Genomic DNA, 26,482 nt, shown 5'->3' on the forward strand with positions numbered 1-26,482 from the left:
ATTATATCGCACTGCACTTCTCCTTTTGGGAAACAAAGACGATGCAGAAGATGTACTGCAGGACACCTTCTTATCAATTTACAAAAATATAAATAGTCTAAAAGATTTTAATAAACTAAAACCTTGGATTTTTTCAATTCTAAAAAATTTTTGCTATACGAAGTATAAAAAGAGAAAGAGAGAGTTTCCAGACGAATTTGTTTTAGATAGGGCGGATATAGGTAGTGTTTCAAATGGCGAAGATGAGTTCCTTTTAAATGAAGTTGGGGAAAAAGTAATTCTCTTTGTTGATAAATATCCAGAAACTTCAAAGCCAATTTCAGAACAACCTTATAATGAAATGAGGGATATTAATGAAGTGCCAGTTTATTATTCAAGAGTTGAAAATTTATTCCTAGCAGATGAAAAAGATGCAACTCCAGGAGAACTTGAAAGATCAAAAAATGATCCCTTCTTTAAACTAGGCATTGGTTCAAATGAAAGAATAGAATCTGTTTCAAAACACCTGATTTTTCAATACAATGGTATCCAATATTCCCTTATTGCAGGAGAAAAAATGGATGTAAATGAATATTATGACATGGCAAGAGAAATAATTAAATAAAATAACTAAATAGAATTCTTTATACAAGAAAAGGACCCTCTCGGTCCTTTTTTAATTTACGCCACTCATTTTTTTATACATCTCAATATTTGAGTCATTTAAAAATTCATAGGCTGCATTTATTTTTTGAAATTTTTCCTTTGCTCCCTCTTCTTTATTTAGATCTGGGTGATATTTTTTTGCCATTTTTCTGTATGCAAGTTTAATTTCATATTTGTCTGCAGAATAATTTACGCCGAGAGTGTCGCAGGCACTTTCATATTGTTCTTTAAATCCGTATCCCTGCCTTTGTGACGAACTATTTCCATAATTACCATAGTTGCCATAATTGGAACTTTGACCATCGTAGTAGCCATAGCCCGCTTGTCTAAAAAATTCGTCAAACTGAGAAAAGTCATCGAAAGTTGTCCAAGTGAATCCGCCAAATTCTTTGAATCTTTGGTTAAATTCTTCTTCTCTTCTCTTTCTCTTTTCTTCCTCTTGTTTAATTCTTTCTCTCTCTTTTTTCTCCCAATATGCTCTTCCATAGCCAGAAATATTTTCAAATTCATTTTCTTTTCCAAGGAGATAATGGTCTGCCCTATCGTAGAAAAATTCAGTTACCATGTAGTGAACATATTTAAGAAAAGATTCTGAAACATTTCCAAGTAATGGCACGATTATCGCGAGCATTATTATCGTAGATAGCCATCTATTGCGAGCAATCCCCACCCATGCAAAGGGATTTAAAAATATTAATATTATTAGGCAACCTCCCATGGATATGACGTATATGAAAAATTTCCTTATGGCAGAAAATAAATCCACGGCAATATTTACTACTACTATTAAAAAAGTTAAGATTAGGTCAAAAAATTTGCCCAAGCCTTTATAAAAATATCCTAAAATTTTATTCATTAACTTTACCTTTTCTATATTCTTCTAAAAATTTGTTGTCTTCAACTACAAGTCCCCACTCATTTGCAAGAAACTCCAAGTGATGAGTAAACTCGTGAAGCAAAACTTCCTCTAGCTTTTCCTTTAAAATCTCCCTTGGTGAAAATCTATACATTTCCATAAAGGAGCCATAATAAATTTTTATCATATTGCCAAGCACAGACCTTTGGTATTCGCCCATTATGAGTAAATCTTCATTGCGAGATTCTTCGTGATATTTAACCTCTTCTGTTAGAATTATACCACCATTTAGATGCTCATAGGCATAGGATGGTATGCTCTCGCAAATTTCTTCCAAAATTTCTTGGACTTCGTCTATCCTCTCTAAATAATATTCGTCGTAGGAACTATTATTTTCTTCAGGACTTTGTTCTAAAAATTCTTCGCTATTTAAAGGTGAAGACTCCTCTTCTTTATTATATAAAATTTCTCTTTCACTTTCATTATCTTCATCGATTTCATTTTCTTTTTCAAAAAATTCATCATTTATTTTTAATGAAATTTTTATTTTGTTTTCATCAGTGAAAGAATTATCTTCAAGCAAATTTTCATCGCCTTCTATGTAATCACTAAGCATCTTTTCAACTCCAAAATAAAAAACTGTAGAACCCTACAGTTTTATCTACTCTATTTAATTATAATACCCTCAAAAGAAAATTTCTACACATCTTCAAATTCTGCTAAATTCTTGCCTGGCACTGATGCCAATAATTTTTTAGTGTAATCCTCTCTTGGATTTTTAAAAATTTCTTCTGACTTATTGTACTCTACACACTCGCCATGATACATTACAAGCACTTCTTCCGCCACATGTCTTACAACTGAAAGGTCGTGAGAAATGAAAATCATGCTAAGACCAAGATCTCTTTGCAAATCTTCCATCAAATTTATTATTTGTGCTTGAATGGAAACATCTAATGCAGAAGTGGGTTCATCTGCCACAATTATTTTTGGATCTACTGCAAGGGCCCTTGCAATAGAAATCCTCTGCCTTTGTCCTCCAGAAAATTCGTGAGGATATCTCTCAGCGTGATATTCTGAAAGCCCACAAATTTCCATAGTTTCCATAACTTTTTTGTGAATTTTATTCTTGTCCCTTTCGCCCACTAAATTTCGTATACCCGATGCGATTATATCTTTGCATTTTTTTCTTGGATTAAGAGAGGAATAGGGGTCTTGAAAAATCATCTGCACGTTTTTTCGATATTCCTTTAGCTCCCTTTGGTTTTCTTTTAAAATATTTTTTCCATTATAAATTATCTCGCCCTTTGCGTCGGGATAAAGACCCATAATACATCTCGCAAGAGTAGATTTTCCTGAGCCACTTTCGCCAACTATGCCAAGGGTATGAGATGTTTTTAAATCAAAGGAAATATCCTTTACTGCACTTAAAACTTCGCCGCCGTTTATTTTAAATTCTTTATTTAAGTTTTTTACTTCTAAAATTGTTTTGTCCATAATATCACCTATACAAGAAACAACTGACTTTGTGACCGTCGATGTCAATTTCCTCTGGAACTTTTTCTTCACAAATTTTCATCTTCTCGTCACATCTGTCGCAGAAGTAGCAACAGTCAGGCAAGTTAATTGGATTTGGCACTGAACCTCTAATTGTATAAAGCTCCTCTTTCTTTTTATATACAGTAGGTATAGCCTTGATAAGTCCCTTAGTATAAGGATGAAGGGGTTCATTAAAAATATCTTCTGCCCTTGCTCTTTCCACCATTTTCCCTGCATACATTACATTTACATAATCGGCAATATCAGATACTACACCAAGATCGTGAGTTATGAAAATTATAGAAGTATTCATGTCTTCCTTTAATTTTTTCATTAACTCCAAAACTTCCCTTTGAATAGTAACATCAAGAGCAGTCGTAGGTTCATCTGCTATTAAAAGTTTTGGCGATGCAGAAAGTGCCATGGCAATCATAATTCTCTGTCGCATTCCTCCAGAAAGTTCGTGAGGATATAAATTGTAGACATCTTCTGCTCTATTTATTTCAACTTTTTTAATCATCTCAAGGGATTTTTCCTTAGCAGTTTTTTTATCCATATTAAAATGAGTTCTATAAACTTCAGACATCTGATAGCCAATTTTTAATGCAGGGTTGAGTGAAGTCATTGGTTCCTGAAAAATCATGGATATTTCCTTTCCCCTAATTTTTCTAAGTTCTTCTGGAGAAAATTCCAAAAGATTTTTCCCTTCAAAATTTATTTCACCAGAAATCTTTTCCAAAGATGATTTGTCAATTAGACCCATTATGGCAAGGGACGTTACAGATTTTCCCGAACCACTTTCGCCAACTATGGCAGTTGTCATCCCATCGCGTGTATTTATATTAACTTTGTTGACAGCTTTTACTATACCTTGAGAGCTTTTGAAAAAAACTTCAAGATTTTTTATTTCTAATAACATACTACCTCCTGAATTTTGGATCAAAGGCATCTCTAAGAGCATCGCCCACAATATTTAAAACTAAAATTGTAATGGCAATGGCAAGACCCGGAAATAAAGTTATGTGTGGATAATTTCTAATATAGGCTCTCCCTTCAGAAAGCATTTGTCCCCATTCTGCTTCTGGTGGCATAATTCCCATTCCTATAAAGGAAAGAGATGCTGCAGATAAAATCGCCGTTCCAACTCCAATAGTTGCCTGCACAATTATTGGTGCAAAACAATTGGGAAGTATCTCCGCAAAAATTAATTTAAAAGTTTTTACGCCAGACAACCTAGCCGATTCAATGTATTCCAAGTTTTTAACAGACATTACCTGACTTCTCACAATCTTTGCATAACTTGGTATAGAAGATAATGAAACTGCTAAAATTAAATTTTTCATTCCGTTACCCAGCGCAGCTGCAAGGGCAATTGCAAGCACAAGTTGTGGAATAGATAAAATTGTATCCATTACCCTCATGATTATTGAGTCAAAAATCCCTTCATAGTAACCTGCAAAAGCACCGATAATTACTCCAATTATCGTTGAAATTATTACAGATGTAAATCCAATTTTTAGAGAAACCTTCGCTCCGTGAAGGACTCTTGAAAAAATATCTCTTCCAAAATTATCTGTGCCCATTAAGTGAACACTACTTGGTTTTAAAAAGTTATCCTTAGGAAACTGCTCTGTGTAATCATAGGGTGAAAGTACATCGGCAAAAATTGCCGCAAAAATTAATAGAATTAAAATTCCAAGGGCAATTACTGCAATTTTATTTCTGCTGTAATATTTAAAAAAGTTTTTCAATCTCTTTAACATAGTTCACCTACTTGTACTCGGACTTTATTCTTGGATTTATAAATCCATAGAGAATGTCGACAATAATTGAAATCACAGAATAAACTATTGCAATAAGCATAATTGCACCAAGAATTATTGGATAATCCCGAGTTTTTATAGAATCAACCATTAGCCTTCCAATTCCAGGAATGGAGAAAATGGTTTCTGTCAAAATACTTCCACCAAGGAGTCCACCAGCTTGAAGTCCAATAGTAGTTATAACGGGTATCATTGCGTTCTTAAGTGCATGAACAAAAATTATTTTTCTCTTGCTAAGTCCCTTTGCATAGGCAGTCCTGATGTAATCCTTGTCAAGTACATCTAACATTGCAGATCTTGTCATCCTCATAATTACTGCTGAAGACTGAAATCCAAGGGCAAACCAAGGCAATATCATCTGCTTTAGAGATGAAAAGCCCGATGCTGGAAGCATTTTTAATTTTGTAGAAAATACTATTATAAGTAAAAGCCCTGACCAAAAAATTGGCATTGCAAGTCCAACCATGCCAAATGCAGTTATAATTGAGTCTATAAAAGTATTTTTCTTTAGAGCTGCAATTATGCCAAAGGCAATTCCCATAATTACTGCAATAACAAGAGCTCCACTTGCAAGTTTAATTGTAGTTGGAAAGACTCTAATAAGTGCAGCTGTTACAGATCTACCTGATTGATAACTTGTGCCAAGGTCAAAGTGAAAAATTAAATTCTTTAAATAGTTTCCATATTGAACTATAAAGGGCTGATTTAGCCCCAAACTTTCCCTTATTGCATCTACAGTTTCCTTAGTTGCATTAGGTCCTGCCACTGCAAGAGCAGCATCTCCCGGCGACAAATATAAAAGCGAAAACACTATAAAGCTTACGCCTAAAAGCGTCGGTATTAATATTAAAAGTCTCTTTAATATATATTTAGTCATATCTAATCCTTTCTTTTGTAGAAAAGACAAAATTCACCAAAGAATACCTTGGTGAATTTAAAAAATTATTTTTCTAAAAGATTTACATCTTTAAGTTCTTGTGGATATTTTGGAAGAAGATCTAGTCCTTCAACTCTTTTATTGCCAGCAACAACTGTTTCGCCATAGCAGATGTATAACCATGGATACTCTTTATTAATAAGCTCTTGAGCCCTCTTATAGATGTCAGCCCTCTTCGCTTCATCAATAGTTGAAATACCTTCTTTTATTAAATTATCAAGTTCTTCATTTCCAAAGTACATATAGTTTGGTCCTTGACCCTTATTTGAAGAATGGAAAGGTTGAAAAAGTTCATAATGTGCATCAACAACTGAAGGATTCCAGCTCATGATAAACATATTGTGTTCCTTGTTCTTTAGTGCATCTATAAATGCTCCCCATTCAAGTCTTTGTATATTAAGACCAATGCCATAGTCCTTGAGTTGAGCTTGCATCATTGTTGCGACATTTACCCTTTGAGTGTTGTCGGATGTATAAATGGAAAGATTTGTCCCTTCGCCCATTCCTGCAGCTGCAAAAAGTTCCTTTGCCCTTTCTTTATTCACAACATTTGGTTTAAGTGAATCTGAAATAGAGTATTTAAAGTTTGGATTAATTGCACTTGTAGCAAGTTTTCCACTATTCATATATACAGTTTCAAAAATTGAATTCATGTCAATTGCATTTACCATAGCTTCTCTAGCTTCTTTTTTGTCAAAAGGAGCTTTGTCCATGTTAAATCCAATAAAATGAACTGAATTATCTAATTTTCTATAAAGTTTTAAATCCTTATTTTCTTCAATATTTGGAATTTCTGATGGATCTACTTTATATGCAAGGTCAACTCCACCACTTTCAAGTTCAATAATTCTTTGGGAAGCTTCTGGTATTACTTTCATTTCTATTCCAGAAATTTTTGGAGCATCGCCCCAATAATTTTTATTTACAGAAAAGTTTGCGTGATCATTTTGAACCCATTCATCTAATACAAAAGGTCCAGTGCCCATTGGTGCATTGGCAAGATCTGCTCCACCTTCTACATATTTTTTAGACAAAATAGAAACAGCTGGATGTGAAAGTGAGTTCAAAAAAGCTGCATCTGGTTCAGTTAATTTAAAGGAGAAAGTTAAATCATCTTCTTTTTTGTAAGAATTAGGATCAATTTTTCCATAAAAAGATTTAAACTTTTCACTTGCTGCCGCTCTTTGTAAAGTAAATATTACATCGTCAACAGTAAGTGGATCTCCATTGGAGAACTTAACTCCATCCCTAATTTTTATCTTAAAACTTTGTGGATCTGGATTCTCAATTGACTCTGCAATAGAATTTACAAGTTCGCCCTTGGAATTTCTCTTTACTAAAGTGTCGTAAACCTGCATTAAAATATTTTCTGCATAGTCGTCGTTTAATTCATTAGGTTCAAGAGTTTGTGCATCTTCTGAAACTGCAACTCTTAGGACTTTCCCTTCAGCCTTGGCATCTTCTTTTTTCGAACAAGCTACCATAAAAAGCGAAAGCGCTAAAAGCATCGCTATAATTAATTTTTTCTTCATAATCATGTTCCTTTCTAGATTTTATTTTATTCTTCTTATATTAGCTCCAAGGTGCCTAAATTTTTCTTCGATTTTTTCGTAACCTCTGTCAATATGGTGAATTTCAGAAATTTCTGTTTCACCTTCAGAAACTAATCCTGCGAGAATAAGCGCAGCTCCTGCTCTTAAATCTGTTGCAGCAACCTTGGATCCATATAGTTTACTCTTACCCAATAGTATAGCTTCTCTATCTACTACTTTAATTTTTGCGCCCATTTTTTTTAGTTCATCTGCGTGCATAAATCTATTTTCGAAAACTGTTTCGATAATAGCAGATTGCCCATCAGCTTGAGTTAATAGAGCCATAAATTGTGCCTGCAAATCAGTTGGAAATCCTGGATGAGGAAGAGTTTTTATTTCAATTGGTTTTATTTCTTTAGTTCCAATTACCCTAATCTTATCGTCATTTTCAATAATTTTTGCACCAGTTTCCGCTAATTTTGCAATAACTGGTTTTAAGTGAGAAACAATAACATTTTCTATTGTAATGTCGCCACCAGTGATTGCAGCGGCAACCATAAAAGTACCCGCTTCAATTCTGTCTGGTATTACTTGATGAGTGCATCCTCCAAGTTTTTCCACTCCCCTAATTCTAATAGTTGAAGTGCCTGCTCCCATTACCTTTGCACCCATTTTATTTAAAAAGTTTGCAAGGTCGACAATTTCCGGTTCCATGGCACAGTTTTCCATTACAGTTTCGCCCTCAGCTAAAACTGCAGCAGTCATAATATTTTCAGTTGCGCCAACTGATGGGAAGTCCAAATATATTTTCGTGCCAACTAATTTTTCGCACTCAGCCTTTATTTCTCCATGAGTCATTTCAATACTTGCACCCAAGGCTCTAAAACCCTTTAGGTGTAAGTCTATTGGTCTTGAGCCAATGTTACATCCACCTGGAAGAGAATTATATGCCTTGTTTAATTTTGCAAGAAGTGGTCCCATTACCAAAAAGGATGCCCTCATCTTGCTCATAAGTTCATAATCTGTTTTATAAGAATTAAGTCCACTTGGATCAATAATTAATCTATTTCCTTCTTTATTTATTTTGAGACCTAATTTTCTCAAAACTTCTGTTATTATCTCAACGTCCTTGAGTTCAGGTACATCTTCTAATATTATTTCTTCCGTTCCAAGTATTGTAGCTGCAAGTATTGGTAGAGCAGCGTTTTTTGCACCTGATATTCTTACATTGCCCTTTAGTGGGCCATTTGGTCTTACTAAAATTTTATCCAAAAGGATTCCTCCTATATTCTTTTATTTATATCAATTTAATTATATCATAGAGCCATAAAATATTTAAGAAATTAAAATTATCACTTTTAATAAAAAATATTATTTGTTAAAATAAGTTATTAATTAGTTAATGAAGGAGGCTTTTATGAAGGAATTTATACAAGAAAAATACAAAGACATTAAGGAGTCCATTTATTCAGTTGACTATTCGAGCATATACCCTGATTTTATAAATTTTGGTGTAGGCGATCCTGATTTAACGACCCATGAGATGATTATAAAAGAAGCCTACGATTCACAAATCGCAGGTCATACTCACTACGAAAATCCTCAAGGCTACCTTGGCCTAAGAGAAGAAATTTCAAAAGCCTACAAAGAAGATTTTGATGTAAAATGCGACCCATCAGAAATTTTAATAACAATGTCCGGCACCGAAGCCATGTATATAATTTTAGAAGTAATTCTTAACCCTGGCGAAGAAGTAATTGTGCCTTCACCTTATTTTAGCGTCTATCCAGACCAAATAAAAATGGCAAGTGGTATTCCAGTTATATATGAAACAAAATTTGAAAATGAGTTTAACATTGAGCCAAGGGAAATTGAAAAATTAATAAATAAAAAAACTAAGGCAATAATAATTAATACGCCAAACAATCCAACAGGTTCAGTGTATAGTGACAAAACATTAAAAGAAATTTATGAATTGGCAAAAAAATATAATTTAATTGTAATTTGCGATGATATCTACACAATCTATTCCTATGAAAGCAAATTCAAGCCAATGATTTCTTACGACCCAGAATTTAAAAATGTAATTTCTATTTCTTCCATGTCAAAGGACTATGTAATGACTGGATGGAGACTTGGCGCCATAGTAGCACATAAAGATCTCATAAGCGCAATGACTTACGTCCACGAAAACACAGTATATGCAGTTCCAACTATTTGTCAGTATGCTGGTGCAATGGGCATAGCTAATAGAAAGACAATTTGTCCACCACTTTATGAGGAATATAAAGAGAGAATGTATCTAGCTTACGACAGATTAAAAAAATTAAATCATGTTGAAGTTCTAAGACCAAAGGGAACCTTTTATATCTTTCCAAAAATTACCATCCCTGGCATGACTACGGATGAAATTGTAAAAGAAATTTTGGAAAAGGCACATGTGAATTTAATCAATGGATCGGCATTTGGTCCAGCTGGCGAAGGATTTATAAGAATTGCAGTAACTGTCAATAAGGATAAAATAAACGAAGCCTTTGACAGAATAGAAAAATTAGATATATTTAAAAAATAAAATAAAAAGACTGAGCAAAATGATATATTGCATATCAACTCAGTCTTTTTTACATGAACTTTAAGATTAAACCATAAATAATTGGAATAAAAATTGCTGGAGTCGAATTTGCAAGTTTAAAGTCCACAAGTTTTAACATATAAAAACAAATGGCAATAATCATCACACCACCTGTTCCCGACAAGTTTGCTGCTACTTCTGGAGTAAATACTGGAAGCAAAAATCCTGACAGAAACACTAAAATACCTTGATATATAAAAACTGGTATCGCAGAAAAAGATACTCCCTTGCCAAAAGTTGTGGCAAAGAAAAATGCTGTTAATCCATCCATAACCGCCTTGGCAAATAGGATGTCATTGTCCCCCTTTACTCCTGCATCAATACATCCAAGTATTCCCATTGAACCAACGCAAAATATTAAACTTGTAGTTATAAAACCTTCTGAAAATGTTGTGTCCTCAGGATTTATAAACCTGTTTTTTATAAATTCCGTAAATTTATTTAATCTGTCATCTATTTTTAGTAACTCGCCAATTGCAACCCCTAGAACTATGGAAATTATCACGACAATAATTTCTCCTTCCAAAGATGACCTCACTCCAATAATTAGTACGCAAACTGGCAAAAATTTCATTATTGAATCCTGAATACTTTTTGGGAATTTGTCGCCAACAAAGGAGCCCAAAAGTCCAAGGACTAAAACACTTATTGCATTTACAAAAACTCCCAACATATTGCTACCTCCCTAATTTATTTTCTCTGCCATAATAAAATAAATATTGATTGGCAAAACCTGCATTTTTGCCAAATACTTCACGTCCTCGCATTGCAATTTTTGATTTTGGCGTTTCTTCTTTTAAGTATAATTCTTCCATTACTCTTTTTATCCAAACATCCACGGGAAAAGACTCCTTTCTGTCAAAGGCAAAGAGAAGAATGCAGTCGGCAACTTTTGGTCCAACTCCCGGCAAAACTTGAAGAGCAGCCCTTGCATCTTCTAAGTTCATTTTTTCGATTTCATCAATACTTACAATTCCACTATTTATTAAATTTGACGTTTCCACAATTCTCTTGTCGCGAAATCCAACTCTTGCAAATTCACGAAGGTCCTCTGGCTTTGCCTTAGAAAGTTCTTCAGCACTTGGAAAAGAAAAATATTTTCTATTTTCATCTTCTCCTAAAAATTTCCCGTACATTTCAGAAATTTTTTCGATGGATTTTTTTATCCTTGGTATTTGATTGTTTGCAGAAATTATAAAAGAAATAATTGTCTCAAACTTGTCTTGATTTAAAATTCTTATGCCCTTGCCATATTCCGTTGCACTTTTCATGACATCGTCCTTAGAAAGTTCCTCTATTACCCTTTTATAATCCCTGTCGAGGTCAAAGTAATTGTAAAAAATTTCATCAAAGGAATTTTTATCCACATCCTTTAATAAAATTTTACCGTCAACTTTTTTAGCATTGGCAACTCTGCCATGATTAATAAAGGTAAAAGAACCATCAGCCTCTTCATACCACCTAAAAGCTTGACCACAAGTAAAAACATCCCTTGGGTCAAATTCCTCTAATTCACTAATAATGCAAAAATTTCCATCAAAATCAATCTTCATTAAAATTTAAACTCCCTAAATAAAAAACCTATTAATAAATAATAGGTCAGCTAATTTCTTTCATAAAATAAGAAAGTGTTAGAAGTGAATCGTTAAGCCTTATGTTTTCAACCGCTACGCCAGCGGGCGCTTTTAAGTCGTAGGGTGCAAAATTCCAGATTCCCTTTACTCCTGCATCAATAACTCTTTTTGCCACATCTTCACAAAATTCCTTGGGCACAGTTATTATTGCAACCTCAACCTTCTCATCTCTTATGTATTTTTCCAAACACTTAATACTTCTTACCTTAATTCCGCTTATATCTTCAATATCTTCCTTAATATCAAAGAGAGAAATAACATTAAAACCAGAATCTCTAAAGCCCTTGTACCTTGCAATTGCTTGCCCAAGTCTACCAGCCCCTATGACAATGCTATTGTAAGTTTTATCTATTCCAAGAATTTTATCCACTTGTTCCTTTAGCGCCTTTGTGTTGTAGCCATAACCTTGTTGACCAAATCCGCCAAAATTATTTAAGTCCTGTCTAATTTGCGAAGCACTAAATCCAGTGATATGACTAAGTTCTTTAGAAGAAACTCTTTCAATTCCGCTGTCTATTAACTCTTTTAAATATCTGTGATAAACCGGCATTCTCCTTATAACCGTTTCAGAAATACCCCTTGCATTCTTTGGCAAGTCAACACCCCCTAATTGTTTATATTATAACAATCTTTCTTGTTTTTGTAAATTAAAGCAAATACATTAATTACAAGTAATTATTGTGATTTAGCCGAAAAAGTTTTAACTTATTCAAACAAAAACTCCTATTGCTAAGATTATTGCAGATGGAATCATAATAATTCGCCCAAATAATTCTAAGAAGTTCTCCAAACTTTTATCTTCTCTATAATCCCTTAAATTTTTTGGTATACCTAAAGTCAATCCAAGCGCCACAAATATAAATCCCAAACATTTTAATATATCCAAATTATTTCTCCCTTAAGTCAAAAAAATTTTCTGCAATCATACACCTAATAGAACCACCACCATATTTTGAGATAGTTTCTACATCAATTGGAAGAATAAAATCATATTTTTCAATTGTCTTTTTGTGTTCATCAGTCAAAGCATTAAATCCAGATTTTGAAATCACGAGGATATTTTTGTCCTCGCCCTTTAATTCAATTGAATTTCCTGCGTAATTATTAAATTCATCTTCAGTAAGAGAGATTATTTCCTTGCCAGAATCCACTAGAGATTTTAAAACTTCATCTCTATTTTCACTAATCAAATTATCTGCAATTATTGCAAACTTTTCTCCCACCATCATTAGCACATTTGTGTGGTAAATATCTACACCTTTGTCCCTAGATTTAAAATAAACTGGCTTTAAATTAAATCTCTTTGCAAATTTCAAAAATTCATCTTTGTTACAGCGTTTTGAAAGACTTCCATAGCAAATATTATTCCATCTATCTATTACAACAGCACCAGTTCCTTCTAAAACTCTTCCCTCTTCGTTTCTAAAATCAATTACTTCAGCCCTATTGTAATCAATAATTTTTTTAAGCTGAGGCAAAATTTTATCATATTCTTTATTTCTGTTTTCTGCATACATTTCCGATACAAAAACTTTCCCTGGAAAAGTTACAAAGACATTGTTGGGAAAAATCGAATCAGGAGTAGTCTTGTCAAAATCTTCAATCACGTCCACATGAATTTTGTTTTTGCGAAGAAGACTAACAGCATCATCAAATTCCCTTAACGCAAAACTTTTTATTTCATCTTCAGAAGTTTTCTTTGGACTAATCTGATAAATATTGTCCCTTGCCGTCTCTTTATTAAAAGTAAAGGCGTAGGGTCTAACTAAAATCACTCTATTTGTTACCATTATTCTCTCCTTTTCTACATTATAACAAATTTAAAAATAAAAAACTCTCCATAATAGAGAGTAAAAAATTTATTCATAGAAATTTATTACATTTTCAATTAAAAGAAGATTAGTTATACTTCCAATGCCACCTGGCACTGGAGAATAGGCTTTAATTTTTCCATTGACAGATTTTTCGTCGAGATCGCCCCTATATTTTCCTTCACTATTTTTTGACGTGCCAATGTCGATTACAGTTGCATCCTCGTTAAAATAACTTGCATCTAAAGTTTCAGCACGACCCATTGCAGTGAAAATTATCTCTGCTGCCCTTGTGTGCTTTTTAAGGTCCACTGTCCCCACATGACATATTGTAACAGTGGCAAGATCCCTTAAAAGATACATCATAAGAGGTTTCCCCACAACATTTGAGTGATTGATAATAACTGTATCCTTTCCCCTTAACTCATAACCATAAAACTTTAAAAGTTCATAGGCAGCCTTTGGCGCAAGAGGAATAAATCCGCTTACATCGCCACTAAAAACTCTAGCCCTATTTATTGGGTGCATACAATCCACATCTTTTTTTGGGTCAATGACAAGAGATATTTTTTCTTCGTCAAAACTTTCAGGAAGAGGTCTAAAAATAATTATTCCGCCAACTTTATCATCATCATTTAACTTTTTTATTCTTTCAATTACTTCATCTTCACTTGCATCCCTTTTAAACTCATTAGAATCAACACCAACGCCAAGTTTATCCGCAGTCTTTTTTATTCCCTTTTCATAGGCAATACTGCCGTAATCGTCGCCCACTCTTATAGTAGAAAGAATTGGCTTAGATTTTAGTTTTTTCACTTTTTCAATTAAACTATCACTTTTTTTCTCCACATAGTCCTTAGCATATAAAATCTTAGTCATTTTTCACCTCTCTTGGAATATAAACTTCCACTGCTTCCTTTAAAATTTTTATATCAACTGGTAAACTAGGTCCTCTATCGCCATCTATATCCATTATAACCTCTTCTATACCCAAAGATGAAATTTTTGCTTCCCTTATTGTATAATGAACAACATTATCCCCTTCTTCAACTTCTCCTGCAATTGAATCTTTTAAAACCTCAAGTCTGTCTTTTATAGAATCACTTGTCAAAATAAATAAATCAGCATTTCCGTTATCTCTTTTTTTATTTTTATTTGTAAATTCTAATTTTCCTATTTTATTTGAAAGGGCAACTATTAAGTGATCCACTGGACCGCTATAATTCCCGCCCTTAGATTTTACTTCTAGATTATATTCTTCAGATGAAGTTAATTTTTCTATGGATTTTTTTATATACGCAAAGCCTCCAAATTTTGATTTTTCCTCTGAAGATACTTCGTGAATGGCTTCTGGAACTGCGCCAATAGATGCAAATAAGCTAAAAATTTTGTCATTTGCCTTTCCTAAATCTATCTTTTTTGTCTTTTTAAAATCAAAGGACAATAGCGCCTTTTCTTTATCTTCTGGAATTTCTAATTTTCTTGCCAATAGATTTCCTGTACCTCCTGGCAAAATTAAAAGTTTTGCCCTTGAAGAAATTTTATTCATTCCCATTAAAACTTCATTTACAGTTCCATCGCCACCATATACTCCAATGGCGTCAACATTTTTCACTTCTCCGACAAAATTTGTGCCATCGCCAGCTTTCTTTGTTTCTTTTAAAATTATTTCATCAAAGTATTTTTTAAGTTCTTCATTGATTTTTCCAATAAATTCTTTTCCGCTTTCGTCGCCTGAACTGGGGTTATAAATAAATAAGATTTTCATATTTCTTCTAACCTAATTAATATACAATCATTCCACCATTTGGCGAAATTATTTGACCCGTCATGTAAGAATTTTTGTCCGAAATCATAAATGCCACTAGCTCGGCAATTTCTTCTGTGGTTGCAAGTCTGCCCATAGGTATATCTTCTGATAAAATACATAAATTTTCTTCTCCAATTTTATTTGTCATTGGTGTGTCAACAGCTCCTGGAGCAATGGCGTTTACTGTTATGCCCGAGTATCCCAACTCCTGTGCCAATGCCTTAGTAAGTGCATTTATGGCACCCTTAGTCGCCGAATAATGACTTTCCATAGAGCCTCCAACTATGCCCCAGATGGAAGACATATTTAAAATTTTTCCAGAATGTCTTTCTAACATATAGGGTAGAGCTGCGTGAATAGAATTGTAAACTCCCTTTACATTTACATCAAATATTTCATCCCAAGTTTTTTCATCAATGTCTTGGAAAAGGGCATAGCTAGAAATCCCAGCATTGTTTATCAATATGTCTACTCCCTTAAATCTCTTTGAAACTTCATTAAACATTTTTTCAACTTCAGCAAATTTTGTAACATCTGCCTTTATTGCTAGGGCATCCTTGCCCATTTCTCTAATTTCTTTTTCTAATTGTTTTGCTTCATCTTCAGACTTATTGTAATTAATTATTATTCTATATTCTTCTTTTGCAAGCCTCTTTGCAATATCTCGTCCTATTCCCCTTGAGGATCCCGTTATAAGTACAGTTTTCATCTCACACCAACCTTTAAGTAAATTATACACAATATTTTGTCATTATTATAATAGATATTATGCCAAAAAATCTTTAACGCAAAAAAAGCTACACCCTTAGGCATAGCTTTTTTTAGGTAAATATGCTATTTAATTATAATTCTATTCTCGCTTCTTCCTCAAAGTTTTCTTCTGGAATAGGTCTCTTTACAATGTGTTTGTAGTAGATTTTTTCAACTGCCATAGAAATAGCGTTGTCGCCAGTTACATTGGCTGCTGTACCAAAAGAGTCTTGAGTTAAATATAGTGAAATTAAGATTGTAGCAAGTGTTCCTGATGAATCAATTCCAACTACTGGTAAGAATGGAAGGGCACTCATTACTGCTCCTCCTGGTGCTCCTGGTGCTGCTACCATTGCAACTCCTAGAATTCCTATAAATTTAATAATTAGCGCAAAAGAGTGATCCATGTTAAACATTGTAAGTAATGTAAATACACAAGCTGTTAAAGTAATCATAGATCCAGCTAAGTGAACTGTTGCACATAGAGGGATACAGAATTCTCTAATTTGTCTTGTTACACCCATTTTTCTGTTACAAGCAACATTAACAGGAATAGTAGCTGCTGAAGATTGAGTTCCTACTGCTGTTAAATATGCTGGCACTGCAGCTCTTAAACATTTTACAGGGTTTCTTCCAGTGTATCCTCCTGCTGCTACAAATAGAACAACCATGTATAGCAAGTGCAAAATAATAATACATAGGAATATCTTCCAGAATATACCAAGAATTGCAAATACTGAACCAGAATATGATAAGTTACAGAAATTACCAAAGATAAAGAATGGAAGTAGAGGAATTACAAATTTCGCTAATACTAAATTTATGATTTCGTTGAATTCGTTAATTCCTTTGTAGAATGTTTCTCCGCTACCCTTTGCTCTTAATGCTGAAACTGTAAGTCCTAACATAAACGCAAGCACAAGTGCTGCAGTTACATCAATGAAAGCTCCTAATGGAATTTCAAAGAATGGCGCAATTTCATTTGCTGTTGCTTTTTGAACTTGTTCTGCAAGTTCTGGTTTAATAAAGCTTGGGAATATGTTTCTTGACATTGTATAAGATAGTGAACCTGCAACAAGTGTTGACGCATAGGAAAGTCCAACTGTTACTCCTAAAAGTTTACCAGCACCTTCTGATAAATCTGCAATACCTTTAGAAACAAAGGCAATGATCATCAATGGAATAATGAAATTTAAAAATGCTCCAAATAATCCAGAGATTGTGATTGCAACTTTAGTTACCCATGCTGGCAAATATTGACCAACAAGAATACCTAGTGCAATAGCTATTATAAGTCTAGGAATTAGACCTATTTTTTTCTTTTTTTCTGTCATTTTAATCCTCCTTAATATTCAAAAACTTGGCTCTAATACATTGTCCAGTTTTTGTACCTGCTAGCCCACCAAGACCAGTCTCCCTAATTGATTCATGTAATAGATGCCCTACTTCGCCCATTGCTTGACAAACTTCGTCAAAAGGTACGATTGATTTTATACCTGCAAGAGCCATATCAGCTGATATAAAAGAATTTATAACACCTGAGGCATTTCTAAAAGTACATGGATACTCTACTAGTCCTGCAATTGGATCACAGGCAAGCCCCATTACATTAATAAGTGTAATGCTGGCTGCATTTAGTGCTTCTTCTACGCTTCCGCCAAGCATTTCTACTAGTGCAGCTGCTGCCATTGCACTGGCAGAACCGCATTCAGCTTGGCATCCACCTTCAGCACCGGCGAATGTAGCATATTTACCAATAATTTGCCCTATTCCTATTGATGTCAAGAGTCCATTTATTAAAATATCATCATCTAGACCATATTTTTCTCTTGCCGCCATTAAGGCTGCTGGCATAATACCAGAACTTCCAGCAGTTGGCGCTGCTGCAATAATCCCCATATTTGCATTGGTCTCAGATGTGGAAAAGGCCATAGCCATAGTCCTAACTAGAAATTTACTAGTTAAAGGATCTTTTTCTTTTTGATAGTTGTTCATTTTTTTTGCAAAACCATCTATCATTTTATACTCTGTTTCATAAACTTTATCTAAAGTTTCATGAGAGGAAGATTTCATAACTTCTAAAATTTCTTTTAGTTTGCTTTTCATCTCGTCTTCAGACATTCTAAGAGTCTTTGTCTCAGACTTTAATACTAAATCATAAAAGTGAAGATCTTCACTTTTACAAACTTCTACAATTTCTTTAGCAGTATTTAACATTTAAACCTCCACATATTTTGATGTTAAATATCTGGAATTATTTAACAATTTATTTTTTAGATTTTCGTTAGCGTTTTCATCTAATTCAACAGTTAGAGTGACAATATTTGTTAGCTCGTCCTTAGTCGTGTTAATAGATTCAATATTGTAATTATCATCAGCTAATGCCGTTGAAACTTCAGCTATGACACCTTTTTGCTCATTATATTGAAATAGAAATGTTGGGAATTTTCCATCAAATTCAACTTTTATTCCATTTATGTCAACTATAATCATATTTCCTCCACCAATTGAGGAACCAATCACGTATTCGCTATTTCCATCTTTATAATTAAATTTTATTTTAACAGTATTTGGGTGATATTCTTCTCCTAAATTCGTAGGAATAAAAGAGTATTTAATACCTCTCTCACTTGCTATTTCATAAGCATCTCTAATAGAACTATCATATGTTTTAAAACCCATTATTCCACCTAATAGAGCTCTATCAGTACCATGTCCCTTATATGTATATGCAAAAGAACCATGTAAATAAAATTCCACGTTTTCATAACCTTCAGGGCAGATTTTTGCTGCAACTCTTGCTATTTTGCAAGCGCCTGCAGTGTGAGATGAAGATGGACCAACCATTATAGGTCCAAGTATCTCAAAGGAACTATATTCTTTCATTAACTTACCTCCCTCTTGTTAGTATATTTTAGCATAAAGTGATACGATTGTTAAATAATTTTATTCTTTCACTTTCTGTAAATTAACAAATTTGCTTAAATATAGTATGTTATGAATATATTGTTTAACCCGTAAAATAAATTATGCAATTTAGTCTATTACAGTACTGACAAGAATAGTAATATTGTTAAATAATTGTTGCAAGTATTCTATAAATACTATAACATTAAACAGAGGATATTATTTTCATTAACAAGGAGGAATATATGAACGAGAAAAAGAAAAAAGTTAGAGACCAGAATGACGTCGGTGGTTTTCTAAAGGGTGTTGAAAGAATTGGCAATAAATTACCTCACCCCGCGATGATTTTTGCAATACTAAGTGTAATCGTAATCATAGTATCATATTTTGCAGCTAAATCTGGCATGAGTGTTACATATTTCGATGCAAAAGCTAAGGAAGAAGTAACTAAAGAAGCCGTTTCCCTACTTAACTGGGAAGGACTTGCTTACATCTTTAACTCTGCAACAGAAAACTTTACAGGATTTGCTCCCTTGGGAACAGTTCTTGTAGCTATGCTTGGTGTTGGCGTTGCTGAAAATAGTGGACTTTTTGATGCTACACTAAAAAGACTTCTATCAAATGTAAACCCTACACTTTTAACTGCAACAGTAGTATTTGCCGGAGTTATGTCAAATATTGCATCTGACGCTGGCTACTTAGTAGTAGTTCCACTGGGAGCTCTTATCTTTGCAAATGCTGGTCGCCATCCACTTGCTGGTATTGCCGCAGCTTTTGCAGGAGTAAGTGGCGGTTTCTCTGCAAACTTATTGCTTGGAACTACAGACCCACTTCTTACAAATATTACTAACGAAGCACTAAAAGCTGGAGGAATTGATCTAACACTTGCAGCTACTTGTAACTGGTACTTCCTATTTGTATCTACTTTCTTAATTACAATTATAGGCACTATTGTAACTAATAAGATTGTCGAAAAGAACTTGGGAGAATATAAGGGATCTTACAAGGCAGACTCAACACCTATTACAGACCTAGAAAGAAGGGGTCTTAGAAATGCCTTTATAGCTTTTATAATATTTGTAATAGTTATGGCATTTTTAATGTTCCCGGCTAATGCACCTTTTAGAGCTTTCGAAGAAAGTAAAAATGCAATGACACTTAAATATTTCTTAGGTCACGGACTTATTCCTGGAATGTTGCTACTATTCATGATTCCTGGAATTGCCTATGGCAAAACTGTTGGCACTATAAAAACTTCACATGACCTTGTTGAGGCAATGACAAAGGCAATGAAAGGCATGGGCGGATACCTTGTTCTTGCATTCTTTGCAGCACAATTTGTATCTTATTTTAACGAAACAAACTTAGGTCTAATCCTTGCAAAAAACGGAGCAGACTTCTTAGAATCGATTAAATTAAAGGGACTTCCACTTCTAATTATGTTTATCTTGCTTTCAGCTTTTCTAAATCTATTTATGGGATCAGCTTCAGCAAAATGGGCAATTATGGCTCCAATTTTTGTGCCAATGATGTACAACCTTGGACTATCACCTGCCCTTACACAAGTTGCATATAGAATTGGCGACTCTTCAACAAATATAATCACGCCACTTATGTCTTACTTTGCAATGATAGTTGTATTCATGCAAAAATACGATGAAGACTCCGGGCTTGGAACTCTTACATCAATGATGCTTCCATATTCAATGTGTTTCCTAGTAGGTTGGACAGTTCTAATGATTGTGTGGTATCTATTGGGACTTCCTGTTGGTCCAGAAGCACCACTTCATGTACAAGACATGGTGTCAATGTTATTTATCTAAAATAAAATATCCTCAAAAATAACCCGATGGATTTTCCATCGGGAATTTTATTGTATTTGCAATATATTTCACATAATTTCTAATACTTTTTTAATAATTGTAATTTATCTAGGAAGTCTTTATAAAGATTTTTTAAAATTCTAATAACTTACATAATTTTGATACTATCAACCCACGCCAAAATCTGTTATTTCAAATAAAATATCTACACGAGGGTCATCCTCAAGATATCTATATTTTTCTACAAACCATTTTACAAGTTCTTCATCTCTTTTTATTTCAGTTGAATTATTCATAAAAATATTCACAGTTGCATGAGAGAAATTTTTTATGATTTCCATATCTCTATCTATCATTTCCTTTGTCTGACCCTTTATTCCCACCATGACGCAGGGAGAGTCAAAGTATTTTTGCACCTCTTTATAATCTTTAAAATTCGCACCCTTTTTTAAGACTCCTTCTCTAAAATCATTGTCAAAAGTTTCTACGCCTGTTTTAAATGTAATTGGCACATTAAAAAAGTTTCTGATTTCATCAAGTCTATTTCTATAAATCCAGTGAGCTTCAAAAAATAATCTTTTAATATTTTTTTCTTCTACAACTTTTTTTATTTCCCTTAAAGTATTTTCTGTAAGTTCAAAAACCGATGCAGAGTCAATAACTTCTAGTACACCAAATTCGCCACTTACATTTTTTAAAACCTCAAAATTTATCTCATCAATTCTTTTATCATCTCTATCATTGTCATCAATATAATCGCAAAAAGCACACCTTCCCCATCTGCATGGTCTTGCCTTTAAAAGCACAATTTCTCTTTTAGTCTTATTTGTAATTTTTGAATATCTATTGATAAAACCATCTCCTTTATAATAAAGTCTTTTTACAATAATATTTTAACATATTATAGATGCCCTTATATCTATATTGACACCTAACAGACTTTTCTTTATACTAAAGTTTGTACGATATGTTAATATGTGTAAAGATTAATTAAAAGATCATATTTTCTTTAAAAAATAAAAATTTTAATATGATTATAGTATAAGTAAAAAAATTTTTTAAATATAATTGTGAGGAAGTATATGTCAGTAAAAATAATTGTAGGATCAACTTGCGACGTCGAAGAAAATATTAAGAAAGATTTAATTGTTGTTCCCCTTCACGTAACCTTTGGAGATGAAGATTTTTTAGATTCAGTTGATATTACAAAGGACGAATTTTATGAAAGGCTTGAAAGGAAAAAAGAATTTCCTAAGACAAGTCAACCAACACCTATGGCTTTTATGGACACCTACAAAAAAGTCATCGATAATGGAGATGAAGCAGTAGTAATAGTTATCTCTTCAAAATTATCGGGAACTTATCAAAGCGCAAAACTAGCTGCCAATGGACTAAGCGATAAAATTTTCATTGTGGATTCACTCAATGTTTCCATTGCAGAAGGCGCTCTTGTGGATTTTGCCATTAGACTTGTAAAAGAAGGAAAATCTGCAAAAGAAATTGCCGAAATTTTAGAAGAAGCAAAAAAGAAATTAAGACTCGTTGTCCTAGTTGACACTTTGGAATACCTTGAAAGAGGCGGAAGAATCTCAAAAACATCCGCTTTTATAGGAGGTCTTTTCTCGGTAAAAGTCCTGCTTTCCATGGAAGAAGGAGCAATTGCAACTGTGGGCAAGGCAAAGGGAGTTAAAAATGCCAACAACTTATTTATTAGTGAAATAGAAAAAAATGGCTCAATCGACTTTTCCATGCCTCTTAAACTAGGCTACACCGGCAGAGAAAGCAACAAAATCGAAAAGTATTTAAGAGAAGTGAAAAATCTCTGGGAGGACAAAGTTCATTCCCCAGAATTTATCCAAGTTGGAAGTGTAGTTGGAACCCACGCAGGTCCTGGCGCACTCTTTTTAGCCTACTTTAGAAATTAATCCTTTTAAAACTTTCTACATATATTTATCAAAATATAATTTTTTCATTTTAAGTTATTCATTAAATGTAAAAATTTTTATGAGGTGAATAATATGAAAGAAAAGAAAATAATTGTAGATGGGATTAACTTTTATTACGATGACTTAGTGATAACTGATGATGTAATGGAAAATATTAAAGATTTCTTAGAGGACTTAGAAGATAGCCGCGACGAAGTTTACAATAGCTTTTACATCTATGAAGATAATGACAATATAATTATTTACTAAAGCTAGATATTTCTAGCTTTTTTAATTGTCAAAATCTCCAACTGAAATTTTAATTTTCCCAAATTTTAGATTTCTTTATCAAATTGTAATTCTGTGGTAAAATGAAGAAGACAGGAGTTGATTTATTGGAAAAAGAAACTGATTTTAAGGGACTCTTTAGACTTTTTACAAGGTCTATAATTATTTCCATGATTGGAATGATTTTCCCCTTTTTTTATATTTTATTTCCTTCTATGTATGTAGTTGAATCTGTAAAAGAAGGAATTATGAAAGTAATGGCAACTTTAATTGCAGTTGTCCTTTTAATCGCTGCCCTATTGGGTCCCATATATGCAATAATTATTTTTACAATCTTTGGCCCTTTCATCTTGATTTTCCACTATATGATTAGCACCAATAGACCTGTTTCTATGACAATTATGGCGACATCTTTTATATTTTTTACATCAATTATGGTTTTATTTTTTGCCTTTGGTGTTAATAGCGATGTGTTAAATTCAAGGGAAACTATTAATGCAATTACAAGTTTTTATACAAATATTGCAAAGGAAGCTGGACTTTCTCAAGGCGATTTGTCTAATTTTACTCAAAGTGCTGAAATTTATTACAAGAGATTTTTACAAATTCTTCCCTCTGTTTTAATCGTTATATCCTTGGTTACTTCCTATGTAACTTACACAACAGCAGGAAGAACACTACTTTCAAAGGGAAAATTTATATTGCAACCTTCTTCTCTTGAATTTTTAAAATTCCCAAGAGAAATTATTATGCTATCAATTGCCACAGTGGCAATATTTTCTTTAACTGGCGAATATTTTGGATCAAGCGGACAAATTTTCATGTTAAATTTAATGAACTTAATTTACTTCATGCTCTTTGTAGCGGGTATAAGCGTAATTAAATTTTTTATGACTAGGTTTGGCTTTAAAAATTTTTTACAATATTTATTAATTGGTCTATGCCTTACTATTTCTTCACTTCAAATATTTGTGATGATAATTGGTGCAATTGACCAAATTGTTAACTTTAGGAAAATTAATTAAGTGAGAATAATATGAAAGATAATTATAAAATTAGCGATTTTCTCCCCTATCTTATCTTTGGAATCGTCCTAGTTATTATTTTAATAATTCTAAATCCATTAATTGGCTTTATTTCAATTTTGGGTTTGGCATATATTTTTTATATAACTTACAGCGAAATCAACAATAAGAATACAGAGACTATCAAACACATTGAAAACTTAAATGAACAATTTGATTCTTTAACTAAAGAAGCTATTTTCGACATGCCCTTTCCCCTTGTAGTTACTGACGAAAAGGCAAAAATTCTCTGGTACAACACTCCCTTTATAAATTTATTTAAGGAGAAAACTTTAATCGGTGGTGATCTTGAAAATTTAGTTAAGGATATTGACATCTCAAATGTAATAAATAGAAGTGGCTCGAATACACTTCCCATTGAAATTAACAAGAGATTTTTTAATGTCTACACAAATGTATGTGAAAATAAATCCCAGTCCACTGACAGCAAATCTGTGCTACTTTATTTTGTAGACAACACTGCCTACAAAAATTTAAAGGATAAATACACAGAAGAGTATCCAATTATTGCAAAAATAGAAGTGGACAATTTCTCAGAGGCAATAAGCGGCGCTCCCTCAGAGATTAGACCCCTTTTAATTGCAGAAATTGACTCAACTATTTCACAATATTTTGAAGAATACGATGCTTTAGTTAAAAAAGCTGACGAAGATTTATATTTAGTTGTCATGAATTATAAATCTTTAAATTCTCTTAAAGAAAAGAGATTTGACATACTCGATGATTTGAGAGATTTAAACAAGGGCAACTCAATTCCCATAACTTTATCCATTGGAGTTTCTTCCTTTGGACTTAATTTTAAAGATGCCTACATTGAAGCTGACTCATCACTAGACCTTGCACTAGGTCGTGGAGGCGACCAAGCCGTTGTAAAAGTTGACGACAATTATGCCTTCTTTGGCGGAAAGTCAAAGGCAGTTGAAAAGAGGAATAAAGTTAAGGCAAGAGTTATTGGCGAAGCATTAAAACAATTAATCGACAGATCTGAAAATGTCTACATCATGGGACATCAAAATCCAGATATGGACGCCATTGGTGCGGCAATTGGTTGTCTTCGTGCAACATTAAATAGAAATAAGGAAGGCTATATAGTCCTTGAAAAATCCAATCCATCTATTGACAATTTAATTGACAGGATGAAGGAAGAAGAACCAGAACTTTACAAAAAAGTCATTTCAAGAGAAACTGCAATGACTAAGATTAAGCACTCTTCTCTAATAATTATGGTGGACAATCACAAACCATCCTTCACTGAATATCCTGACCTTTTGAAAAAAACTAGCCAAATCGTAGTAATAGACCACCACAGAAGAGGCAAGGAATTTGTGGAAAACCCAGTCCTAGCTTATGTAGAACCCTACGCTTCCTCAACTTGCGAACTCATAACGGAAATGTTGACTTATATGTCTGACGACTTGAACTTAACTCATTTTGAAGCAGATGCACTCATGAGTGGTATAGTTGTCGACACAAAAAACTTCTCTTTCCAAACTGGCGTAAGAACCTTTGAGGCTGCTTCAGTTTTAAAAAGAGCTGGCGCAAATATGTTAAAGGTAAAGGCACTTTTCCAAGACGATTTAGACACTATGCTTTACAGAGCAGATGTAGTTCACAACACAAAAGTCATCCACGGAAATATTGCCGTATCGAGATTTGATAAAGAGGCAAAAAATTCTGTATTAGTCGCAGCTCAAGCTGCCGATGCCCTTCTAGACATAAATGGCATTGACGCTTCCTTTGTACTGACAATTAATGACGGCAAAACTCATATTTCAGGAAGATCGCGTGGAGAAGTAGTTTCAGTTCAATTAATTCTCGAAAAAATTGGCGGTGGTGGCCACTTAAATATGGCAGGAGCCCAAATTGATACTGAAGATTTAGACAAGGCAGAAAAGATTTTAATAGAAGCTATTGAAGAATATTTAGAAGAAAATAAAAGTGAGGAATAATATGAAAGTAATTTTATTAAAAGACGACAAAAACTTAGGTCCAAAGGGAAGCATAGTAAACGCAAAAACTGGCTATGCTAGAAACTTTTTAATCCCAAGAGGAGTTGCCATTGAAGCTACTCCTGAAAACATGGAAACTTGGAAGAAAAATAAAATTGAAGAAGAAAAATTAGAAAAAGAAAACCGTGCAAAAGCCAAAGAAACAAAGAAAAAAATTGAAGAAATAACACTTACTATTAAAGCAAAAGCTGGAGAAGGCGGAAGACTTTTTGGCGCAATAACTTCTAGCGACATTGCAAAAAATTTAAAGAGCGAATATAAAATTGAAGTAGACAAGAAAAAAATCGACTTGTCTGAAAATATTAAAGAAGCTGGAATGAAAAACATCGACATAAAATTATATTCTGACATAATTGCAACTTTAAAGGTAAATGTTAGACCGGAATCTTGATTGATATGGATGTAAATGGAGAATTAAACTTAAATTCTGTTGAAAATTTAAAAATGCCCCCTCACAGTCTGGAAGCAGAAGAATC

At 33.3% G+C, this 26,482-nt stretch carries 28 protein-coding genes; 8 read left to right on the plus strand and 20 right to left on the minus strand.

The genetic code is table 11. The features are described from left to right. Window positions 1-604, plus strand: a 604-nt coding sequence (locus tag MR285_RS07080) for a sigma factor (RefSeq protein ID WP_293559459.1), incomplete at its 5' end; no start/stop codon positions are given. Between the two features lie 51 nt (window positions 605-655). On the opposite strand, the gene MR285_RS07085 is transcribed toward MR285_RS07080, so the two are convergent. The 8 genes from MR285_RS07085 to murA form a co-directional block, all read right to left on the minus strand. After that, the gene (locus tag MR285_RS07085) at window positions 656-1,501 is read right to left on the minus strand and encodes a DnaJ domain-containing protein (RefSeq protein WP_293559461.1); all 846 of its coding nucleotides are present in this window, start codon (window positions 1,499-1,501) and stop codon (window positions 656-658) included. Next, window positions 1,494-2,117, minus strand: coding sequence for a metallopeptidase family protein (locus tag MR285_RS07090; RefSeq protein WP_293559463.1), 624 nt, complete (start codon window positions 2,115-2,117; stop codon window positions 1,494-1,496). Before MR285_RS07090 ends, MR285_RS07085 begins: the two co-directional genes overlap by 8 nt. 83 nt (window positions 2,118-2,200) lie before the next feature. Continuing rightward, window positions 2,201-3,001: an ABC transporter ATP-binding protein gene (locus tag MR285_RS07095; protein ID WP_293559510.1), complete on the minus strand. Its 801-nt coding sequence runs from the start codon at window positions 2,999-3,001 to the stop codon at window positions 2,201-2,203. A gap of 1 nt (window position 3,002) precedes the next feature. Further along, complete coding sequence (locus MR285_RS07100) at window positions 3,003-3,959, minus strand: ABC transporter ATP-binding protein (protein ID WP_293559465.1); 957 nt, start codon at window positions 3,957-3,959, stop codon at window positions 3,003-3,005. Window position 3,960: 1 nt separating this feature from the next. Next, the gene (locus MR285_RS07105) at window positions 3,961-4,803 is read right to left on the minus strand and encodes an ABC transporter permease (RefSeq protein WP_293559467.1); all 843 of its coding nucleotides are present in this window, start codon (window positions 4,801-4,803) and stop codon (window positions 3,961-3,963) included. Window positions 4,804-4,810: 7 nt separating this feature from the next. Further along, window positions 4,811-5,740, minus strand: coding sequence for an ABC transporter permease (locus tag MR285_RS07110; protein WP_293559469.1), 930 nt, complete (start codon window positions 5,738-5,740; stop codon window positions 4,811-4,813). Window positions 5,741-5,805: 65 nt separating this feature from the next. After that, window positions 5,806-7,332, minus strand: coding sequence for an ABC transporter substrate-binding protein (locus MR285_RS07115; protein ID WP_293559471.1), 1,527 nt, complete (start codon window positions 7,330-7,332; stop codon window positions 5,806-5,808). Window positions 7,333-7,353: 21 nt separating this feature from the next. Further along, window positions 7,354-8,604, minus strand: coding sequence for a UDP-N-acetylglucosamine 1-carboxyvinyltransferase (gene murA, locus MR285_RS07120; RefSeq protein ID WP_293559473.1), 1,251 nt, complete (start codon window positions 8,602-8,604; stop codon window positions 7,354-7,356). Between the two features lie 145 nt (window positions 8,605-8,749). On the opposite strand from murA, the gene MR285_RS07125 reads away from it, so the two are divergent. Next, window positions 8,750-9,904, plus strand: coding sequence for an aminotransferase class I/II-fold pyridoxal phosphate-dependent enzyme (locus MR285_RS07125; RefSeq protein WP_293559475.1), 1,155 nt, complete (start codon window positions 8,750-8,752; stop codon window positions 9,902-9,904). Window positions 9,905-9,953: 49 nt separating this feature from the next. On the opposite strand, the gene MR285_RS07130 is transcribed toward MR285_RS07125, so the two are convergent. The 11 genes from MR285_RS07130 to sdaAB form a co-directional block, all read right to left on the minus strand. After that, window positions 9,954-10,637 carry a DUF554 domain-containing protein gene (locus tag MR285_RS07130; RefSeq protein WP_293559477.1) on the minus strand — a complete coding sequence of 228 codons (684 nt, stop codon included), beginning with the start codon at window positions 10,635-10,637 and terminating at the stop codon, window positions 9,954-9,956. Between the two features lie 4 nt (window positions 10,638-10,641). Continuing rightward, the gene (locus MR285_RS07135) at window positions 10,642-11,517 is read right to left on the minus strand and encodes a DNA glycosylase (RefSeq protein WP_293559479.1); all 876 of its coding nucleotides are present in this window, start codon (window positions 11,515-11,517) and stop codon (window positions 10,642-10,644) included. A gap of 46 nt (window positions 11,518-11,563) precedes the next feature. Next, the gene (locus MR285_RS07140) at window positions 11,564-12,193 is read right to left on the minus strand and encodes a redox-sensing transcriptional repressor Rex (RefSeq protein WP_293559481.1); all 630 of its coding nucleotides are present in this window, start codon (window positions 12,191-12,193) and stop codon (window positions 11,564-11,566) included. Between the two features lie 114 nt (window positions 12,194-12,307). Continuing rightward, window positions 12,308-12,484 (minus strand): hypothetical protein, encoded by a 177-nt coding sequence (locus MR285_RS07145; RefSeq protein WP_293559483.1) that lies wholly within the window; start codon window positions 12,482-12,484, stop codon window positions 12,308-12,310. A gap of 1 nt (window position 12,485) precedes the next feature. Further along, window positions 12,486-13,388 carry an arginine deiminase-related protein gene (locus MR285_RS07150; RefSeq protein WP_293559485.1) on the minus strand — a complete coding sequence of 301 codons (903 nt, stop codon included), beginning with the start codon at window positions 13,386-13,388 and terminating at the stop codon, window positions 12,486-12,488. Window positions 13,389-13,457: 69 nt separating this feature from the next. Then, window positions 13,458-14,288, minus strand: coding sequence for a bifunctional 5,10-methylenetetrahydrofolate dehydrogenase/5,10-methenyltetrahydrofolate cyclohydrolase (locus tag MR285_RS07155; RefSeq protein ID WP_293559486.1), 831 nt, complete (start codon window positions 14,286-14,288; stop codon window positions 13,458-13,460). Further along, entirely contained in the window at window positions 14,281-15,177 is an 897-nt protein-coding gene (locus MR285_RS07160; protein ID WP_293559487.1) for a diacylglycerol kinase family protein, read from the minus strand. The genes MR285_RS07155 and MR285_RS07160 overlap by 8 nt, the downstream gene beginning before the upstream one ends. A 16-nt stretch (window positions 15,178-15,193) precedes the next feature. After that, window positions 15,194-15,928, minus strand: coding sequence for an SDR family oxidoreductase (locus MR285_RS07165; protein WP_293559489.1), 735 nt, complete (start codon window positions 15,926-15,928; stop codon window positions 15,194-15,196). A 133-nt stretch (window positions 15,929-16,061) separates the two neighbouring features. Beyond that, window positions 16,062-17,303: a dicarboxylate/amino acid:cation symporter gene (locus MR285_RS07170; protein WP_293559491.1), complete on the minus strand. Its 1,242-nt coding sequence runs from the start codon at window positions 17,301-17,303 to the stop codon at window positions 16,062-16,064. 1 nt (window position 17,304) lies between these two features. After that, window positions 17,305-18,186 carry an L-serine ammonia-lyase, iron-sulfur-dependent, subunit alpha gene (sdaAA, locus tag MR285_RS07175; protein WP_293559493.1) on the minus strand — a complete coding sequence of 294 codons (882 nt, stop codon included), beginning with the start codon at window positions 18,184-18,186 and terminating at the stop codon, window positions 17,305-17,307. Further along, window positions 18,187-18,855: an L-serine ammonia-lyase, iron-sulfur-dependent subunit beta gene (gene sdaAB, locus MR285_RS07180; protein WP_293559495.1), complete on the minus strand. Its 669-nt coding sequence runs from the start codon at window positions 18,853-18,855 to the stop codon at window positions 18,187-18,189. A gap of 266 nt (window positions 18,856-19,121) precedes the next feature. On the opposite strand from sdaAB, the gene MR285_RS07185 reads away from it, so the two are divergent. Continuing rightward, window positions 19,122-20,699 carry an AbgT family transporter gene (locus MR285_RS07185; protein ID WP_293559497.1) on the plus strand — a complete coding sequence of 526 codons (1,578 nt, stop codon included), beginning with the start codon at window positions 19,122-19,124 and terminating at the stop codon, window positions 20,697-20,699. 167 nt (window positions 20,700-20,866) lie between these two features. On the opposite strand, the gene MR285_RS07190 is transcribed toward MR285_RS07185, so the two are convergent. Further along, a complete protein-coding gene (locus MR285_RS07190) occupies window positions 20,867-21,550 on the minus strand; it encodes a radical SAM protein (RefSeq protein ID WP_366934097.1) in 684 nt (227 codons plus the stop codon). Between the two features lie 231 nt (window positions 21,551-21,781). Here MR285_RS07190 and MR285_RS07195 point away from each other — a divergent pair, with 231 nt between their 5' ends. The 5 genes from MR285_RS07195 (at window position 21,782) to rplI (ending at window position 26,397) form a co-directional block, all read left to right on the plus strand. Beyond that, entirely contained in the window at window positions 21,782-22,624 is an 843-nt protein-coding gene (locus tag MR285_RS07195) for a DegV family protein (RefSeq protein WP_293559501.1), read from the plus strand. Window positions 22,625-22,717: 93 nt separating this feature from the next. After that, window positions 22,718-22,894: a hypothetical protein gene (locus tag MR285_RS07200; protein ID WP_293559503.1), complete on the plus strand. Its 177-nt coding sequence runs from the start codon at window positions 22,718-22,720 to the stop codon at window positions 22,892-22,894. A gap of 101 nt (window positions 22,895-22,995) precedes the next feature. Then, the gene (locus MR285_RS07205) at window positions 22,996-23,937 is read left to right on the plus strand and encodes a DUF2232 domain-containing protein (protein WP_293559505.1); all 942 of its coding nucleotides are present in this window, start codon (window positions 22,996-22,998) and stop codon (window positions 23,935-23,937) included. A gap of 11 nt (window positions 23,938-23,948) precedes the next feature. Further along, window positions 23,949-25,946: a DHH family phosphoesterase gene (locus MR285_RS07210; RefSeq protein WP_293559506.1), complete on the plus strand. Its 1,998-nt coding sequence runs from the start codon at window positions 23,949-23,951 to the stop codon at window positions 25,944-25,946. 1 nt (window position 25,947) lies between these two features. Beyond that, window positions 25,948-26,397 (plus strand): 50S ribosomal protein L9, encoded by a 450-nt coding sequence (gene rplI, locus MR285_RS07215; protein ID WP_293559508.1) that lies wholly within the window; start codon window positions 25,948-25,950, stop codon window positions 26,395-26,397. The last annotated feature ends 85 nt before the right edge of the window (window positions 26,398-26,482 follow it).

The organism is Peptoniphilus sp. (genome assembly GCF_022767005.1).
Lineage (GTDB): Bacteria > Bacillota > Clostridia > Tissierellales > Peptoniphilaceae > Peptoniphilus_A.

Excerpts from the sequence above, each read along its gene's own strand:
- MR285_RS07110 (WP_293559469.1), bottom strand. The coding sequence starts at position 5,740 with ATGACTAAATATATATTAAAGAGACTTTTAATATTAATACCGACGCTT.
- MR285_RS07085 (WP_293559461.1), bottom strand. The coding sequence starts at position 1,501 with ATGAATAAAATTTTAGGATATTTTTATAAAGGCTTGGGCAAATTTTTT.
- MR285_RS07090 (WP_293559463.1), bottom strand. The coding sequence starts at position 2,117 with ATGCTTAGTGATTACATAGAAGGCGATGAAAATTTGCTTGAAGATAAT.
- MR285_RS07170 (WP_293559491.1), bottom strand. The coding sequence starts at position 17,303 with ATGACAGAAAAAAAGAAAAAAATAGGTCTAATTCCTAGACTTATAATA.
- MR285_RS07150 (WP_293559485.1), bottom strand. The coding sequence starts at position 13,388 with ATGGTAACAAATAGAGTGATTTTAGTTAGACCCTACGCCTTTACTTTT.
- MR285_RS07100 (WP_293559465.1), bottom strand. The coding sequence starts at position 3,959 with ATGTTATTAGAAATAAAAAATCTTGAAGTTTTTTTCAAAAGCTCTCAA.
- MR285_RS07130 (WP_293559477.1), bottom strand. The coding sequence starts at position 10,637 with ATGTTGGGAGTTTTTGTAAATGCAATAAGTGTTTTAGTCCTTGGACTT.
- MR285_RS07205 (WP_293559505.1), top strand. The coding sequence starts at position 22,996 with ATGAAGAAGACAGGAGTTGATTTATTGGAAAAAGAAACTGATTTTAAG.
- MR285_RS07160 (WP_293559487.1), bottom strand. The coding sequence starts at position 15,177 with ATGAAAATCTTATTTATTTATAACCCCAGTTCAGGCGACGAAAGCGGA.
- MR285_RS07165 (WP_293559489.1), bottom strand. The coding sequence starts at position 15,928 with ATGAAAACTGTACTTATAACGGGATCCTCAAGGGGAATAGGACGAGAT.
- sdaAA (WP_293559493.1), bottom strand. The coding sequence starts at position 18,186 with ATGTTAAATACTGCTAAAGAAATTGTAGAAGTTTGTAAAAGTGAAGAT.
- MR285_RS07210 (WP_293559506.1), top strand. The coding sequence starts at position 23,949 with ATGAAAGATAATTATAAAATTAGCGATTTTCTCCCCTATCTTATCTTT.
- MR285_RS07155 (WP_293559486.1), bottom strand. The coding sequence starts at position 14,288 with ATGACTAAGATTTTATATGCTAAGGACTATGTGGAGAAAAAAAGTGAT.
- MR285_RS07135 (WP_293559479.1), bottom strand. The coding sequence starts at position 11,517 with ATGAAGATTGATTTTGATGGAAATTTTTGCATTATTAGTGAATTAGAG.
- MR285_RS07185 (WP_293559497.1), top strand. The coding sequence starts at position 19,122 with ATGAACGAGAAAAAGAAAAAAGTTAGAGACCAGAATGACGTCGGTGGT.
- MR285_RS07115 (WP_293559471.1), bottom strand. The coding sequence starts at position 7,332 with ATGAAGAAAAAATTAATTATAGCGATGCTTTTAGCGCTTTCGCTTTTT.
- rplI (WP_293559508.1), top strand. The coding sequence starts at position 25,948 with ATGAAAGTAATTTTATTAAAAGACGACAAAAACTTAGGTCCAAAGGGA.
- sdaAB (WP_293559495.1), bottom strand. The coding sequence starts at position 18,855 with ATGAAAGAATATAGTTCCTTTGAGATACTTGGACCTATAATGGTTGGT.
- MR285_RS07195 (WP_293559501.1), top strand. The coding sequence starts at position 21,782 with ATGTCAGTAAAAATAATTGTAGGATCAACTTGCGACGTCGAAGAAAAT.
- MR285_RS07105 (WP_293559467.1), bottom strand. The coding sequence starts at position 4,803 with ATGTTAAAGAGATTGAAAAACTTTTTTAAATATTACAGCAGAAATAAA.
- MR285_RS07125 (WP_293559475.1), top strand. The coding sequence starts at position 8,750 with ATGAAGGAATTTATACAAGAAAAATACAAAGACATTAAGGAGTCCATT.
- MR285_RS07200 (WP_293559503.1), top strand. The coding sequence starts at position 22,718 with ATGAAAGAAAAGAAAATAATTGTAGATGGGATTAACTTTTATTACGAT.